This is a genomic window from Aquimarina latercula DSM 2041 (genome assembly GCF_000430645.1).
GTDB classification, from domain to species: domain Bacteria; phylum Bacteroidota; class Bacteroidia; order Flavobacteriales; family Flavobacteriaceae; genus Aquimarina; species Aquimarina latercula.
In genome coordinates, this window is sequence record NZ_AUMK01000010.1 from 109,142 (window position 1) to 124,711 (window position 15,570).

At 35.6% G+C, this 15,570-nt stretch carries 16 protein-coding genes; 8 read left to right on the forward strand and 8 right to left on the reverse strand.

Annotated elements, in window-relative coordinates:
• Positions 1-11 precede the first annotated feature (11 nt).
• The 5 genes from H526_RS0109485 to H526_RS0109505 are packed head-to-tail and all read left to right on the forward strand — an operon-like array spanning position 12 to position 5,241.
• Positions 12-2,000: a heavy metal translocating P-type ATPase gene (locus H526_RS0109485; protein WP_027392787.1), complete on the forward strand. Its 1,989-nt coding sequence runs from the start codon at positions 12-14 to the stop codon at positions 1,998-2,000.
• A 39-nt stretch (positions 2,001-2,039) separates the two neighbouring features.
• Positions 2,040-2,477 (forward strand): Fur family transcriptional regulator, encoded by a 438-nt coding sequence (locus H526_RS0109490; protein ID WP_027392788.1) that lies wholly within the window; start codon positions 2,040-2,042, stop codon positions 2,475-2,477.
• A 57-nt stretch (positions 2,478-2,534) separates the two neighbouring features.
• On the forward strand, positions 2,535-2,891 hold the full coding sequence (locus H526_RS0109495) for a SpoIIAA family protein (protein WP_027392789.1): 357 nt from the start codon (positions 2,535-2,537) through the stop codon (positions 2,889-2,891).
• 11 nt (positions 2,892-2,902) lie between these two features.
• A complete protein-coding gene (locus H526_RS0109500; protein ID WP_027392790.1) occupies positions 2,903-3,277 on the forward strand; it encodes a DUF3703 domain-containing protein in 375 nt (124 codons plus the stop codon).
• Entirely contained in the window at positions 3,274-5,241 is a 1,968-nt protein-coding gene (locus H526_RS0109505; RefSeq protein WP_027392791.1) for a heavy metal translocating P-type ATPase, read from the forward strand. The genes H526_RS0109500 and H526_RS0109505 overlap by 4 nt, the downstream gene beginning before the upstream one ends.
• A 515-nt stretch (positions 5,242-5,756) precedes the next feature.
• On the opposite strand, the gene H526_RS0109510 is transcribed toward H526_RS0109505, so the two are convergent.
• The 5 genes from H526_RS0109510 to H526_RS28770 are packed head-to-tail and all read right to left on the reverse strand — an operon-like array spanning position 5,757 to position 10,051.
• Positions 5,757-6,644, reverse strand: coding sequence for a cation diffusion facilitator family transporter (locus H526_RS0109510; RefSeq protein WP_027392792.1), 888 nt, complete (start codon positions 6,642-6,644; stop codon positions 5,757-5,759).
• The gene (locus H526_RS0109515) at positions 6,644-7,015 is read right to left on the reverse strand and encodes a DUF3703 domain-containing protein (protein WP_027392793.1); all 372 of its coding nucleotides are present in this window, start codon (positions 7,013-7,015) and stop codon (positions 6,644-6,646) included. Before H526_RS0109515 ends, H526_RS0109510 begins: the two co-directional genes overlap by 1 nt.
• A gap of 56 nt (positions 7,016-7,071) precedes the next feature.
• Positions 7,072-7,488 (reverse strand): Fur family transcriptional regulator, encoded by a 417-nt coding sequence (locus H526_RS0109520; protein WP_027392794.1) that lies wholly within the window; start codon positions 7,486-7,488, stop codon positions 7,072-7,074.
• Positions 7,489-7,498: 10 nt separating this feature from the next.
• The gene (locus tag H526_RS0109525; RefSeq protein WP_035085094.1) at positions 7,499-9,679 is read right to left on the reverse strand and encodes a TonB-dependent receptor; all 2,181 of its coding nucleotides are present in this window, start codon (positions 9,677-9,679) and stop codon (positions 7,499-7,501) included.
• A 57-nt stretch (positions 9,680-9,736) separates the two neighbouring features.
• The gene (locus tag H526_RS28770) at positions 9,737-10,051 is read right to left on the reverse strand and encodes a DUF6660 family protein (protein ID WP_155839648.1); all 315 of its coding nucleotides are present in this window, start codon (positions 10,049-10,051) and stop codon (positions 9,737-9,739) included.
• 123 nt (positions 10,052-10,174) lie between these two features.
• Between H526_RS28770 and H526_RS0109535 the strand changes: the two genes are divergently transcribed.
• Together H526_RS0109535 and H526_RS0109540 are read left to right on the forward strand one after the other, a co-directional pair.
• The gene (locus H526_RS0109535) at positions 10,175-10,849 is read left to right on the forward strand and encodes a response regulator transcription factor (RefSeq protein WP_027392796.1); all 675 of its coding nucleotides are present in this window, start codon (positions 10,175-10,177) and stop codon (positions 10,847-10,849) included.
• Positions 10,850-10,851: 2 nt separating this feature from the next.
• On the forward strand, positions 10,852-12,114 hold the full coding sequence (locus H526_RS0109540; RefSeq protein WP_027392797.1) for a sensor histidine kinase: 1,263 nt from the start codon (positions 10,852-10,854) through the stop codon (positions 12,112-12,114).
• On the opposite strand, the gene H526_RS0109545 is transcribed toward H526_RS0109540, so the two are convergent.
• Together H526_RS0109545 and H526_RS0109550 are read right to left on the reverse strand one after the other, a co-directional pair.
• Entirely contained in the window at positions 12,089-13,048 is a 960-nt protein-coding gene (locus tag H526_RS0109545) for an NAD-dependent epimerase/dehydratase family protein (protein WP_027392798.1), read from the reverse strand. The genes H526_RS0109540 and H526_RS0109545 overlap by 26 nt on opposite strands.
• A 130-nt stretch (positions 13,049-13,178) precedes the next feature.
• The gene (locus H526_RS0109550) at positions 13,179-14,210 is read right to left on the reverse strand and encodes a glycosyltransferase family 9 protein (protein ID WP_162144484.1); all 1,032 of its coding nucleotides are present in this window, start codon (positions 14,208-14,210) and stop codon (positions 13,179-13,181) included.
• Positions 14,211-14,444: 234 nt separating this feature from the next.
• On the opposite strand from H526_RS0109550, the gene H526_RS0109555 reads away from it, so the two are divergent.
• Positions 14,445-14,888, forward strand: a complete 444-nt coding sequence (locus H526_RS0109555) for a PepSY-like domain-containing protein (RefSeq protein WP_027392800.1) — start codon at positions 14,445-14,447, stop codon at positions 14,886-14,888.
• A gap of 4 nt (positions 14,889-14,892) precedes the next feature.
• Here H526_RS0109555 and H526_RS0109560 read toward each other — a convergent pair whose 3' ends face one another.
• Positions 14,893-15,555, reverse strand: a complete 663-nt coding sequence (locus H526_RS0109560) for a hypothetical protein (RefSeq protein WP_027392801.1) — start codon at positions 15,553-15,555, stop codon at positions 14,893-14,895.
• Positions 15,556-15,570: the final 15 nt, after the last annotated feature.

A 15,570-nucleotide genomic window follows, 5' to 3' on the forward strand; every position in this document is an offset into this window, starting at 1 on the left:
CCATTAATAATATGAAAGACAAGGAAAAACACAGCAAAGACGATGGCCACAATCACGACCACGGCGGCATCTTCGGCAAAAACACGGAGCTCTATTTTGCAATTTTAAGTGGGGTCACACTAATTACAGGTTTCCTGTTGGAAAAATATACAGGGGTTTCAGCTAACATCCCTTTTGGGCTCTATATTGCAGCCTATTTTTTTGGAGGTTATTTTACCCTAAAGGAGGCCATTACCAAAGTGTCCAAAGGCGAATTTGAAATCGATTTCCTGATGCTGGTCGCAGCTGCAGGAGCCGCCTATTTGGGCGAATGGGCAGAAGGTGCCTTGCTGCTGTTCCTTTTCAGTCTGGGTCACGCACTGGAAAACTACGCAATGGGCAAGGCAAAAAAGTCCATTGCAGCATTAACAGACCTTGCGCCTAAAACCGCACTATTAAAGAAGGATGACGATACCGTTGAAGTTGGTATAGAAGAGTTACAGATAGGTGATACTATCGTGGTACGCCCAAACAGTAAAATATCTGCTGATGGTGTTATTGTAAAGGGCAATAGTAGTATAGACCAGTCACCCATTACCGGGGAAAGCGTTCCGGTGGACAAAACACCAATAGAAAATCCCGATAAGGAGTACAACTCAAAAAGCGATATCCCGGACGAGAACCGTGTTTTTTCAGGAACCATCAATGGCAACAATACCCTTGAAATAAAGGTGATTAAAGAGGCAAAAGATTCTACCCTCAACCGCTTGGTCACTATGGTTCAAGAGGCTCAGGACCAAAAATCGCCCACACAATTATTGACCGACAAGTTTGAGCGGTACTACGTGCCATCGGTAATCTTATTGGTCATACTATTGAATTTTGCTTTTCTGGTCATCGATGAAACGTGGAGCGAAAGTCTCTATCGTTCCTTGGCTGTACTTGTGGCTGCAAGTCCGTGCGCGCTCGCCATCTCTACACCTTCTGCGGTATTGAGTGGCGTTGCAAGGGCTGCGCGTGGCGGCGTTTTGATAAAAGGCGGTCGCCCCTTGGAAGACTTAGGGGTACTTACCGCTCTCGCTTTTGACAAAACGGGAACACTTACCGAAGGAAAACCAAAGCTTACCGACGTCGAAAGTTTTGGCAACATAGATAAAAAGGAACTGTTGGAAATCACGATTGCTGTTGAGGAACTGAGCGACCATCCCCTGGCAAAGGCTGTTGTACGTGACGGAATGGAACGGCTTGGGGAGGACACCAAGATTCCAGATGCCGATGATTTAGAAGCCGTACAGGGCAAGGGAATAAAGGCAAACTATCAAGGGAATTCCATTTACATAGGCAACCTGGAGCTTTTCGAGGATATCGATAAAGGCGTTCCCAACGACGTATCAGAAAAGGTAAGAGCACTTGAAGGGGAAGGAAAGACCACGATGCTAATAAAAAGGGGCGATGAATTTATAGGGATGCTCGGGCTGATGGACACCCCACGGGAAAAAGCTAAGGAAACCCTGGCCCAACTTAAGGAAATAGGCATCAAGAAAATGATAATGCTTACGGGCGACAACCAGAAAGTGGCCGACGCTGTAGCCGAGGAAATCGGTTTGACCGAAGCACGCGGAAGCCTGCTTCCCGAAGAAAAAGTGGAGGCCATCAAAAAACTTGCGGAACAGGAAAATAAACTGGCAATGGTGGGAGATGGGGTCAATGATGCCCCTGCAATGGCAAACAGTACCGTTGGTATTGCAATGGGTGCAGCAGGAAGCGACGTGGCCTTGGAGACCGCAGATATAGCGCTGATGGCCGATAAACTGGAAACCTTGCCTTTTGCCATTGGTTTGAGCAGAAAAGCAAAAGCGATTATCAGGCAAAACTTATGGGTAAGTTTGGGGGTTGTTGCCTTTCTAATCCCTGCGACCATAATGAGTTGGGCAAGTATCGGCATAGCCGTTGCGGTTCACGAAGGCTCTACGTTGGTAGTGGTGGTCAATGCATTGCGTTTGCTCGCCTACAAAAAGTAAATTCAATAAAGGAGATTGCTTTTGAATCAAGATTAAAAAATGAACAAAACGGAAAAAATATTGTCAAATCACGTTATTCGCCCTACTCAAATGAGGTCCAAGATATACAGGTATCTGAGAAGGAAGCAAAGTGCCGTGTCCTTTTCCGATTTGAAAAAGGTCTTTGCTGAAAAGAGCGAAACCAATAAGACAGCAAACAGAACGACCTTTTACCGCACCCTTAAAACCTTTGAGGATAAAGGTGTGGTACACCAAATAGACGCCGGCACGGGAATACAGAAATACGCCTTATGCGAACCGGGATGCAATTGCGACCTGAATCAGAAACTGCACTTACATTTTCATTGCCATAATTGCGATGAGACCGTATGTCTGACAGAGCATAAAATACCATATATCAATTTGCCCGATGGGTATGTGGCTGAGGATGCTAACTTGGTTATAAAAGGAATTTGCGAAAAGTGTAGCGGGCAATAAATGCACTTCCGTTGCACGGTTTAAACCTGTACTTTGAACGCTGAAAAATAAGAACTTATGATACAGTTTATAGATACGAAAAAAGAGAGCCTGATTGCCGCAAAGCTTTCGGGTAAATTGAACGAAGAAAATTTAAAAACCATTCACAAACAAATCCATCGAATCATCGACAAGGGTCACAAAGTGGACTTCTATTTTGAAATGGAAGATTTTGAAGGCTATACTATTAAAGGATTTTGGGAAGACATCAAGACTGATGTAGCCCATATCAAGGATTACGGGAAAATAGCATTCGTTGGAAATGAAAAATGGCAGGAATGGGCAGCAAAGGCAACCGATTTCTTTACCGGAAGCGAGTCCAAATATTTTGAAGCCAAAAAAAAGGAACAGGCTATGGCTTGGGTCAATTCATAAAAACTTGTTAGATGAAATTGAATACCACCATCCCTAAAGGTTTAAAAGAACACTATGATAAGGAAGTGAATCTATATCGTAACGCATTGAATCGGAAAGATTATGGAATTGCTTGGAAGCATCTTGAACGTTCACACATTCTCGGGCAGTCCTATCCTTACGAACATACCTATTCCCATTGGCTGATGCTCAAATTTGGCTTTAGACAAAAAAACATAAAAGAGATTTTAGGTCAAGTTGTTCGATTGGTCGTTGGCGGGTGGAAATCATTTATTGACCACGTGCCCGTAGGAAATACGGGTGGTGCTAACGTTCCACCTCTTATGAGAATGGAACTTCCTCACGACTTGGAAATAATTATAAAAAAATACATACCAACCTTATGAAAAAGAAAAAAGTAAATGTACGCGACATAGACCCTAAAGAACATCAGGGCGAGCACAGCCACGATGACGGACACAATCACAGCAGTCCGGAAGAATTGTCAAACTTCAGAACTTATTTACCTGCCATTTTTAGCTTTGTGATGCTGATAGTTGGCATTGCCATTGATTATTTTGATGCCTTCCCCTTCTTTAAAGGTTGGATTCGTGTTGTCTGGCACACTGTGGCTTATATCCCAGTTGGATTTCCTGTCATACGGGAAGGCTGGAACAGTATCTTAAAAGGCGACTTTTTCACGGAATTTTTCTTGATGTCCATTGCCACATTGGGGGCTTTTGCCATAGGCGAATATCCCGAAGGTGTGGCGGTAATGCTTTTCTACGCCGTAGGCGAACTGTTTCAAAACGCAGCGGTCAATCGCGCCAAAAGAAATATTAAAGCGTTACTCGACGTGCGCCCTAACGAAGCATTGGTCTACCGAGATAATGATTTTGTCTCTGTCAATCCTGAAACCGTCGAGATTGGCGAGAAAATTCAGGTTCGGGTGGGTGAAAAAGTACCACTCGATGGTATTTTACTTTCAGATAAAGGGTCGTTTAATACGGCAGCTTTGACAGGTGAAAGCAAGCCCGATACCATTGCGAAAGGCGAAAAGGTTTTTGCGGGAAGCATCAATCTCGATGGTGTCATCGAAGTTGAAACCACTAAAGAATTTAAGGACAGTTCCATAGCGCGAATTCTGGATATGGTGCAGAATGCCACCGCCCGTAAATCAAAGACTGAACTGTTCATCAGAAAGTTTGCACGGATTTACACACCTATCGTTGTATTTCTGGCTATTGGTCTGACTTTTCTTCCTTATTTCTTTGTTGATGATTACGTGTTTCGTGATTGGTTGTACAGAGCATTAATTTTCTTAGTTATTTCCTGTCCCTGTGCATTGGTTATTTCTATACCATTGGGCTATTTCGGTGGTCTGGGTGCAGCATCACGTAACGGTATTTTATTCAAAGGCGCATCCTTTTTGGATGCAATGACCAAAGTGAATACCGTGGTAATGGACAAAACGGGAACTGTTACCAAAGGGGTTTTTAAGATTAAGGAAGTGGTCAATACATCCGCTTTCGCGGAGGCGGAATTTATGCAATACCTGATGGCGATGGAAGAACAATCCACCCATCCCATTGCAAAAGCAATTTTGGAATATAAGGCAGATGGTGCCGACTATGACGCAACCGACGTAACTGAAATCGCGGGAAAAGGATTGAAAGGAACCATAAACGGAAAAACCGTGCTGGTAGGAAACAAAGCTTTAATGACTTCAAATAGCATTGATGTCCCTTCAGAAACTGATATTATTGTGGAATCTATAGTAATGGTAGGAATAGATGGCAAATTTGCAGGTTACGTAACGATTGCAGATGAACTGAAGGAAGATGCCCATCAGGCGATTAAGCAAATTCGCGAGGCTGGTATTTCAAAAATCATAATGCTGTCTGGGGATAAAGATTCCATTACGCAAAAAGTCGCTAAAGAATTAGGTATTGATTGGGCAAAAGGTGGTTTGTTGCCAGAAGATAAGCTTAACGAAGTAGAAAAACTCAAAGCACAACCAGATACAACAGTCGCTTTTATAGGCGATGGTATTAATGACGCACCAGTTTTGGCAGCAAGTGATGTTGGTATGGCAATGGGTGGTTTAGGAAGTGATGTTGCCATAGAAACGGCAGATGTTATCATTCAAAACGACCAACCTTCAAAAATTGCCCGTTCTATAAAAATAGGACGTTCTACCAGAAGTATTGTTTGGCAAAATATTGTTTTAGCCTTTGGCGTAAAAATTATAGTTCTCATTTTAGGAGCCGGTGGACTAGCCACAATGTGGGAAGCTGTTTTTGCAGATGTAGGTGTTGCCTTGCTTGCAATTTTAAATGCTGTCAGGTTGCAAAAGATGAAGTGGGATTAAATCTTTGCGAGGAAGCATTATTCATAATCATTGATTTTGAGAGAATTAAGTTAATATCATCATTCAAAAAGTTTGAACTCTGTCTCTTCGAGGTCATTGAATATTGCAAATCCCTTGTAAACATAGAGGTTTATAAGGGGTTTGCAATGTTTAATAAAATTTATAAAAACACACAACATATTGATTTTTAGTGTTAAAAAGTTTGAACTACCCATTTAGTGTTCGCAGGAAAATATTTACAGAATATTGTGCCGGATGCAGGATTCGAACTCAATGAAGACAGATCAAAAAAAATAACAATCTGTATTAGATAGTTTTATATTTTTGGAACAGGTATATCAATGAATTTAACAACGATTCAGAACTCAAAAAAAACCTTGCTCAAAATCTGCATATTTTTATAATCAGATTTACACATTTATTATCCATTAAATTATATTAGTTTATAAACTCTAATAAAAATCGTAAAAAAGTAAAGAGTTATTCAAGAATATATTATTCAAACATTGGGGATATTAAAAGGAGTTTTTATTCAAATCGCAGGATTCTTCTTCAAGTTCAGTTTCAATAGTATAATGATCAAAATGATATTCTTTCAAGATTCCCTTGACCTGTTTTTTAATCTCAATTATTTGGTCAAGATTTTCTATGTTTTTGAGCGTAATATGAGTGGTAAATACATGATGCTCACCTTCTAATGACCATAGATGAGTATGGTGTAAAGAAGCGACGTTTTCTATTGTAGATATTTTTGACTTTATTTCCTCTAAATTTAATCCCTTGGGAACCCCTTGCAAAAATAGGTAGAGTGTATCTCTCAAACGTTTTATTGCACCATAAAGAATGTAAAGTGAAATTAACAAAGAAAGTGCAGGATCGAGATAGTGTATATCTCTAATAGATAATATAATTGCTACAATCAAAACTGCAACCCATCCAAGTACATCTTCAAGTAAATGCCAAGAGACTACTTTTTCATTTAATGATTTACCCTTACTGACTTTCCAAGCAGCGTATCCGTTTACCGTAATACCAATAATGGCAAAAATGATCATACCTTGCGCATCTGAATGTTCAGGTTTTAGAATTCTGCCTATTGCCTCATATATAACATAAACCGACCCAACTATTAATACTACACTATTAATCAATGCCCCTAATAGTGAAAAGCGTTTATAGCCAAACGAGAACTTAGAGTCAGCATCCTTTTTTGATTTTATGTCCAAATACCAAGATGTACCCAATGATAAGCTATCACCTAAGTCATGTATGGCATCAGATACAATCGCAATGCTATTTACATATAGTCCACCTATAAATTCTAAAATTGTAAATCCAAGATTTAAGAAAAAGGCAATTTTTAAGTTTTTAGTAGATGTATGATGTTGATGATTATGCCCCACTATCCTCTTTTATTTTTTTCTAAAATCAACTGTAAATCTTTCGGTAGTTCCATTTTTCTTAATGGAAGTACATTGCTTCCTCCTGTGTTTCCTAGTGGTACATGATCAATAAATGATTTCCATCCGCCAACTAAAAGTCGAAGTATTTGCCCTAAAACTTCTTTAACATCCTTTTGGCGAAACCCAAACTTTAACATTAGCCAATGAGAATAACAATGTTGTAAAGGATAAGATTGACCGAGAATATGAGAACGTTCCAAATGATACCAGGCCATTGACAAGTTTCCTTTTTGTAAATATGTCTGATAGTGTTCAAGTTCTATTAAATAACTTTCCTTAAGTACTGAGGGTATGATAGTATTGAATTTCATAATGCTTTTATTTATGGATCTAAACTAGGTATTAAAAACGTGCAACGGAAGTGCATTTAATTTCCACTACATTTATCGCATATCCCTTTTAAAACCAAATTAGCGTTTTCTGTAATAAAACCTTCCGGTAAGTTAATATGTGGAATTTTATGAGATGTCAAACAAACAGTTTCATTACAGTTATTACAATGAAAATGTAAGTGCAAATCTCTCTCTAGCTCGCAATTACACCCTTCTTCACACAATGCATATTTGGTAACGCCCGAACCGTCATCTATTTGATGAACCACTCCTTTTTGCTCAAAGGTTTTAAGAGTTCTATAGAGTGTTGTCCTATCTGCTTTTACGAAAGCATTTTCTACGTCCGTGAGAGTTTTGGCCACTTTTTCATTGGCGAGGTATTGAAAGACCAAAAGACGCATTGCAGTAGGTCGAACTCCTTTATCTTCTAAAAACTTGTCTGATGATATCATTTCTTTCGTTTTAATGATTGTCTTCGTTTCCGAATGGTTTTAAAATAATTCCTAAACTAAAAATAAACCCATCTGTTGGAGCATAGATTTCAGGAAACGTTGGACTCTCATGTGGAGGAAGTACCAATGGTGAAAAGCGACTTTGCCGTCTGTCTGTAAAATTCTCGAAATTTACAAAAACACTTCCCCACTTAAAATTACGCATTCCAAGTAAACCCATAGTTACAAAATCGGTAGTCTCAACTCCATTGGAGAGAATTTGTTTTCCTGTATAATAAGTTTCATACCCTATACGCCATTTTTCAGATTCATACATCAAGACACTACCAACGTTGTGTCGGGCTGTTAAAGGTTTCTGAGGATTACCAGGTAGATAATTTAGTCTTGTATCAATGAATGCATAATTCAAAAACCATCTAAAATCTTTATAGGTAAATTTTATATTGGTTTCTGTTCCTTTACTTAGAATTTCACCTGATGCATTTTCGAACTGAAAAAATTCATTGTCTACAGGATTTAAAAGTAATCCTTTATTAATGGCTGTTAGATAGAACAATTGATTGATTGAGAAGTTTACATTGTCAAATAATCGAGTTTGAAAGTTGAAATCCAAATTAAGACCATAAGAACGTTCCGCTTCAAGGGAATCTCTGTCTATCGGTAGTATATTTCTAAAATTGATAAATTCTGCTTCTTCAGTAAAGATATCTGGGATTTTATATCCCAAACCACCACCTAGCCTGCTTGAAAAACTACTATCGGATTTTAATAATATTGAAACTCTTGGCAACGCAAAAAAGCCCCAATCCCTTGCATAATCCGTACGCAAACCTGTTTCTAGAATCCATTGATCGGAAATGTCATAAATATTGTTTGCAAACAATCCTACGGTAAGATCCTTCTGATCTCGATTTAACGGATTCTCCAGTTCATCAAATGATGTAGTATATAAGTTTGCTCCTAAAACCCAATCAGTCTTTATTCCCTCCTTTTGATAAGTTGTTTCTGTAAATGTATTCCATTGTTTTCCTTTAAATAACAAATCTGGTATTTCTAAACTTCTATCAAAAAAAGCAATACTATTTTTTATGGAAACAGATCGAGTAGAATCAATTTGAGTATCATAAACAGCTTGAGTACTTACTCGTTTAGATAGGTTCTCTTCAGAATACTGATGAATACCATTTTCGCCATCTTCTATTTTGGTAATATCTCCACCTATTCTATCATCATAAGTACCATTAATTCCAAACCAAATAGTAGTATTTTCTGAAGGGTAATAAAACAATTTAGGATTGAAACTTATGGACTGAGTTTGTGGTAAATTACTGAAACCATCATCTTCTGGATCATAAGCATTTTGATAATGTCCTGAACCATAAAGTGTCCATCCCCAATTATTTTTTCGCTCTGCATAAAAGATATTGGCAGTGCTACCAAGTGCCTGTGTTTGATTAAGCATTATATCAAGTTGTGGATCTTCTTCTGGGTTTTTAGAGACCATATTTACAAGTCCTGCTATGGCACCACCACCATAGAGGGTTGATGAACTTCCATTTATAATCTCGAATTGTTTCAAGTCTAGTGGAGGAATTTGTAAAATGCTTAAACCACTGGAAAATCCACCATATAGAGGAAAACCATCTCGTAATAACTGTGTATAACGACCGTCTAAACCTTGTATTCGAATATTGGTATTGGCACTACTCAATGAAGTTTGTTGCATTTGAATACCCGTACTCTCGCGCAATACCATCGATATATTAGTAGGATTCATTATGGCTTTTTCACTCAGTTCTTCAGCTCCGATAAATTCAATTCGGGTTGGTATTTTCTTTACGGTACGAGTGCTTCTGGTGGATTGTAAGAAAACTTGATCTAAAGAATTCGCACTTTCTTTCAGATAGAACATTAGATTACCATTCATTGGAACTTTGATAGATGTTTTCAATGTCTGAAAACCTAAGAAGGATATTTGTACATTATATTCACCATCTGGTAAATCTGTAAACTCAGCAATCCCATCAAAATTTGTGATCGAACCTCTATCTAAAGATTCAATATACACGGTCGCTCCCAACAAGGGTTCTTTTTCTTTTTCGGTTAAAATTTTTATTTCCAAGGTGTTTTGCGCAAAAGTGAATGCACCAAACAATAGTATAAACCAAAGGCTTATATAGTATTTGTTCATAATTAAGTTTGATAAATTGACTAAATGATATTGTGGGTGATATTATATCACTTGAAATTAGCCAACTATCTTGGGGGGTTGAAAGAAACGAAAGGATACATCTTGCAAAAACCCTTGTTCTCTTGAAGAAACTTTTTTACTGATTACTACATAATCAATTTCATACCAAAAATGTTGCTCATTGATAACATGTGTATGACAACAATGGCAATTACAGAATGGAGAACAAAACTCACAAGCATGATCGTGATTAGCATCAAAACTTTCTATGGACACATTTCCAGTTTCGTGATTGGTAAAGTCGATATCTCCACAAGGCACAAAATTAAGTGCCACAAAATACACAGACAATATGATCGCTAAATATTTCACTTGGCAAAGATAAAAAAATAGATGTGCAACTGAATTGCAAATGTTCATTCTATTTACAGATAACTTTAGATTTCGTTTAGATTTATAACATAATTTTATAAATTAAGGTTTTAACTATTTTCTATGAAAATTCTAGTAGCAGAAGATGAAATCGCACTTCAGGAGTCTATTGTCAAGTTTTTGAAACGTGACGGGAATGTATGTGAGACGGCATCAGATTTTGATCAGGCAATGTATAAAGTATCACTGTACGAATACGATATCATACTTTTAGATATCAATTTGATTACAGGCAGTGGTATTGATGTCTTAAAAGAAGTCAAAGGTAATGGCAAGAAAACTGGAGTTATTATTATTTCAGCAAATAACTCTTTGGATGACAAGCTTGAAGGACTTGATTTAGGTGCAGATGATTATCTTACCAAACCTTTTCACTTACCGGAGTTAAATGCTAGAATAAAAGCAGTTTTGCGACGAGGAAAATACGATGGAGATTCGTATCTTACGTACAATGAAATAAAGGTAGATACAGAGGCAAAACAAGCCTATGTCAACGGAAGTACTATGCAGTTAACCAAAAAGGAATATGATCTATTAGTTTATTTTATGGTTAACAAAAATCGGGTATTATCCAAAGAGATCATAGCCGAACATCTCTGGGGTGATCATATTGATTTAGTTGATAATTTTGATTTCATATATGTACATATCAATAACCTTAGAAAAAAACTAACTAAAGTTGCTGCAGACTATATAAAAACAGTCTATGGTATTGGGTATAGATTTACTGATGAATAATAATGAGTACTGAGAAAAAAAAGATTAAATTAATTACCAAGACATCCAAAAGCTTCCTGATCTCAGGAATAGTTTTAATGTCTTTAAGCATGGTGGCATTATATTTTGTAACCAATTTCTTTATTCGAGATGAAACTGATGAAGGGCTGGAGTCTACATTATACCGTATTGAACAAGCATTGGAAAAAGATCAAAATATCAATTCGCTTGAGCCATTAATCACCGTACAGAATACAGAAGAATTAGGCAAAACCGTTTTAAAGGATACTTTGATTTTTGATCCTGCCCAAAATGAAGAGGAATTATTTCGTGAAATTTCATCCTACAAAAAGGTACACAATAAAAATTATAAAATATCTGTAAGAACTCTAGTTGTGGAATCTGATGATATTATTCTGGCGATTTTGATAGCATACCTCAGTATTATCTTTCTGGTTTTTTTAACCCAATTTTATTATAACCGGATCAATTCAAAAATTATCTGGAAACCTTTCTTTAAAAACATCAAGAAAATACAGCAATTCTCGCTCCAATCAGATCAAGAAATTGTGTTAGAAGACACTGATATACTAGAGTTTTCTGAATTGAATAATGAAATAAAATCACTTACCACTAAAGTAGTTACGGACTATAGAAACTTAAAACAATTTACAGAAGATGTTTCTCACGAGATTCAAACACCTTTGGCTATTGCGCAGGCCAAGGTAGGAAATCTTATAGATGAAGATGGGATAAGTGATAAACAGTTTCAGTTGCTTACCGAAGTGCAACAAAACATACAACGATTGGCTAATCTAAACAAAAGACTCGTATTACTTACTAAAATTGAAAATCAGCAATTTGATTACAACCAAAAAATAAATATAACCGAAAGTCTAAAGTCATCTATTAGCAATTTAAAAGAGATTAGCGATATCCCTATTGAAAGTAATGGATTAAAGGATCTAAACATTTTATTAGACGAAAATTTGGCGGGAATTCTTACCGATAATCTTCTTTCTAACGCTATTAAATACACTCCAAAAACTGGAAAGATTTTTATACGCACAGACAAAAAGTCTTTTACTGTTTCAAATAGTGGAAAAGATGCTATTAAGGAACCCCATAAATTATACAACAGATTTTATACTGAAAACAAATCGAAAAAATCTTTGGGCTTGGGATTAGCTATTGTTAAAAAGATATGTGACGAATATGATTTTAATATAGAGTACTCATTTAAAGATCAGCATCATAATTTTACGATACACTTTCCAGCTGCTTAGCATTTTTTTTGAACCATAGAATTTGTTCAGAAACGCCTTCTTCTAAAGTAATTGAAGGATTATACCCTAAAAGTTTCCTAGCCTTATCAATATTGGCATTAGTCCTTTTTTGATCTCCTATTCGCTTAGGCAGCATATCAAACTGGATCTTGGTTTTTAGTAATCGTTCAACAGTCTGTATACCTTCTTTGGTAGTATATTCTGCTTCTGTTCCAATATTAAAAATTTCACCATTACAAATATCTTCTTTACCAATAACAGAAACTACTCCATCCACTATGTCTTTAATATGAGTAAAACTTCTTAAATGCTGTAAACTACCATCAAAAAGAGGGAATTTCTTATTGTGCATACCACAATCAATTAATTTGGTAAACAATTTATCTGGCCGTTCTCTTGATCCATAAACGGAAAACAGGCGTAATGAGCAAGCATTTAATAAACTTGTTCTTTGTTTAGACATCACTAGTTGTTCTGCTGCTAATTTAGTCACTCCATAATACGAAAACGGCTGGGGAATTTTGTTTTCAGTGCATGTTATCATCTTACCATACACAGAAGAGGAACTAATATTAACGAACATTTTTGGTTTTGTAAACTGTAATACATACTCTAATAGATTTTGTGTTCCCGTGATGTTATTAGTTAGGTAATCATCAAAGGTTGATGTTTTAGATATACCAGATTGTGCGGCAAAATGGAACACATAATCGATATCTACAGGCAATGAATTTACAATATGACCAATACGTAAATCCTGTTCAACGATTTGAATTCCCTTAAGGGATAATTCATCGGCATTTTTCCTTTTTAAAGAAGCATCATAATAATTAGAGAAATTATCAATACCAATAACATCATGATTAAGTTCATTAAGTCTTTCTGCTACATGAGACCCTATAAACCCTGCAATTCCTGTAACCAAAATCTTCATTTATTTTAGGTATTTATGCTTTTTCATTAAATATAAACCTTTATCAGATAGGAAGATTCGTTAATAGTCGAATATATGACTAACATATAAGGCTTCTAGTAAATGTTCGCTTTTTCTATAAAAATTAATTCTAAACTTGAACTGGGTATTCTTTTCCCGAAACTAAAATAAGATTGATTTTATCATAATAAGTATCCATGTTCTTTTTATTTGTAACGAATCCAAAGCTTTTTAATGTATTATAAGGTTCGTATTTTTCTTTTGCTGTTCCAGAAAACAAACCAATTGTTGGAGTATTGGTAGCACTCGCTAAATGCATAACTCCGCAATCCGCACTAATATGTAAATCTGTGTTTTCTATAACAGCTGCCATTTCCCTTATATCTTTGCTATAATACGTTGGAGCCGTGAAATTAATTTGCGATGTGTTCTCTATAGGAAGAATTTCTACAATATTATGATCAGGATATTTATGGAGTAATTCTGTATATCTCTCTTTCCACCATGCAACTGAGTATTTTTTATCGCCTGTAGCATTGGTAAATATGGCAATAGTTTTTCTATTAACATCTATAATTTGGTTAAGAACTTCTTTCCCTTTTTTAATTTCTTGTTCTGTGAGCTTTATATCTAAACCAGGAATCTTCTTTTTTGATTTTGTATCACTTGTCTTTGTGAAATAATATCTAAAAAGATATACTGGTGTTTTACCAAGATGCTTAAAATCTTCTGGAAAAGATTCTATTTTTTCTGGAGCATCAAATATCTTATATTTTCCGTTAGCGAGAAGGGTTAGAATTTTTCCCGAGGAAGATCCAATTTCTGCGTTAATCACCAAATCATATTTTCTAAAGCTTACCGATAAAAATATTTTTATATAAGTAAACAAGTTTTTAAATGGTTTTCTAGGAAGTTTAATAATTGTATTTACATTATTATAATTTTTAAATATTTTATCGGCCATATTCCCCTTAACTACCAAATCTATTTCACAATTCGGATAAACATCAATAACTTCCTGAACTATCGGTGTAACCAATAAAAGATTTCCTAATCGACTGTTAGGTCTGCATATAAGAACCTTGTTGATATTAATATTTTCAGGATTTACTAATAGTTTTTTTTGATATTTCCTCCCTATTTGCCTTGTTAGTAATGGCATGAGTTTTTTTCTTAATTTGTTTAGGAATGGTAATATGTTCATGATTAAATTAATTTATATAACCACAAACTAGTAAGTGATTCTAAAGAGAATCTAAAGGAAATCTTAAGATGTTCATAGAATCAAAAACACCTTAAAATTAATTCATTACATTTAAAAGAATTTAGATTTACTTTAAAATGCCTTAAGATTTCCCCTTTAGTTTTGAGGTATTAATTTAAACACTTGTCATAAATGAAAAAAATAGTACTTATTACATCATTAGTAACAGCTATCAGTTCGGTAAGCTGCCATACTAAAGTAGTTGTTCCTGCTAAAGTGAAAGACACATTTGCTCAAAGGTTTCCTGACGTTAAACCAATATTATGGGAAAAAGAAGATGAAAAAGAATGGGAAGTTAATTTCAAAATAGATGGAGTTAAACATTCTGCCAATTTTCTAGAGGATGGAACCTGGAAAGAAACTGAATATGAAATTTCTAAAAAGGATCTTCCAGAATTTATTCTACAATCATTGAAAGCAAACTTCGAGGATTTTGAAATTGAAGAAGTTGAAATCTCAGAAACCAAAACGGGCAAAGCTTACGAAATCGAAATCGAAGTTGGAGAAGAGAAATTAGAAGTTTTATTGGATATGAAGGGTACTATTATTAAAAAAGAAGTGAAAGAAGATGATTAATAAATTACTCCCTATAAATGCGATAGTTTTTGGGATTTATAAAAATGAGGAAAAAAATTAAAGCAAAACAAAATTCATATACTTCCCACTTTCTATCCGCCTGTATGATAACTATGGTAAGAGTTGCTATCACAAATGCCAAGGTATGGTGATATCTTGGTAAAGGAATCGCAAATAAGTTAATTTTATCTTTAATCCATAAAGACTTCTTATACAAAAAAGGAAAAATCAATAGATAAATAGTTAGTATCAATATAATAAGTTTGCCAAAAATATGCTTATTAACACTCACATCACCAACCATAAGATTATGCAAATTTGTTTCTTTTTGCTTATTGTTTTGATTGAAAAAATCTCCCGACTTTAAATCAAATAATCGTTGCCCCCAAGAAATTTCTTCTCCTGCAGCGAATAAAAATAAAATTGCTAGTCCAACAACTCCTAAAAACCAATATATCCTTTTGTTCTTATATTCCTTTAAGAAGACAAACCATAAATATATAGAGGAACAGCCCAATAAAATAGTTGTTCCCCATTCTATAAATCCGTCTTCGGCGGCGAAAACACCATTAAAGTACATTTTATCACTTATCGACAGGTATAAGCTTATAGATAGAATTACTACCAAAAAAAGGTACCCAATATATTCCTTACGTTTTAAATTCATAGTAATGATGTTAAT

Bases quoted from the DNA above. Each gene is read 5' to 3' on its own strand.
- H526_RS0109545 (WP_027392798.1), bottom strand. From the start codon at position 13,048: ATGAAGATTTTGGTTACAGGAATTGCAGGGTTTATAGGGTCTCATGTA.
- H526_RS0109520 (WP_027392794.1), bottom strand. From the start codon at position 7,488: ATGATATCATCAGACAAGTTTTTAGAAGATAAAGGAGTTCGACCTACT.
- H526_RS0109560 (WP_027392801.1), bottom strand. From the start codon at position 15,555: ATGAATTTAAAACGTAAGGAATATATTGGGTACCTTTTTTTGGTAGTA.
- H526_RS0109505 (WP_027392791.1), top strand. From the start codon at position 3,274: ATGAAAAAGAAAAAAGTAAATGTACGCGACATAGACCCTAAAGAACAT.
- H526_RS0109550 (WP_162144484.1), bottom strand. From the start codon at position 14,210: ATGCCATTACTAACAAGGCAAATAGGGAGGAAATATCAAAAAAAACTA.
- H526_RS0109525 (WP_035085094.1), bottom strand. From the start codon at position 9,679: ATGAACAAATACTATATAAGCCTTTGGTTTATACTATTGTTTGGTGCA.
- H526_RS0109540 (WP_027392797.1), top strand. From the start codon at position 10,852: ATGAGTACTGAGAAAAAAAAGATTAAATTAATTACCAAGACATCCAAA.
- H526_RS0109495 (WP_027392789.1), top strand. From the start codon at position 2,535: ATGATACAGTTTATAGATACGAAAAAAGAGAGCCTGATTGCCGCAAAG.
- H526_RS0109500 (WP_027392790.1), top strand. From the start codon at position 2,903: ATGAAATTGAATACCACCATCCCTAAAGGTTTAAAAGAACACTATGAT.
- H526_RS0109515 (WP_027392793.1), bottom strand. From the start codon at position 7,015: ATGAAATTCAATACTATCATACCCTCAGTACTTAAGGAAAGTTATTTA.
- H526_RS0109490 (WP_027392788.1), top strand. From the start codon at position 2,040: ATGAACAAAACGGAAAAAATATTGTCAAATCACGTTATTCGCCCTACT.
- H526_RS0109555 (WP_027392800.1), top strand. From the start codon at position 14,445: ATGAAAAAAATAGTACTTATTACATCATTAGTAACAGCTATCAGTTCG.
- H526_RS0109535 (WP_027392796.1), top strand. From the start codon at position 10,175: ATGAAAATTCTAGTAGCAGAAGATGAAATCGCACTTCAGGAGTCTATT.
- H526_RS0109485 (WP_027392787.1), top strand. From the start codon at position 12: ATGAAAGACAAGGAAAAACACAGCAAAGACGATGGCCACAATCACGAC.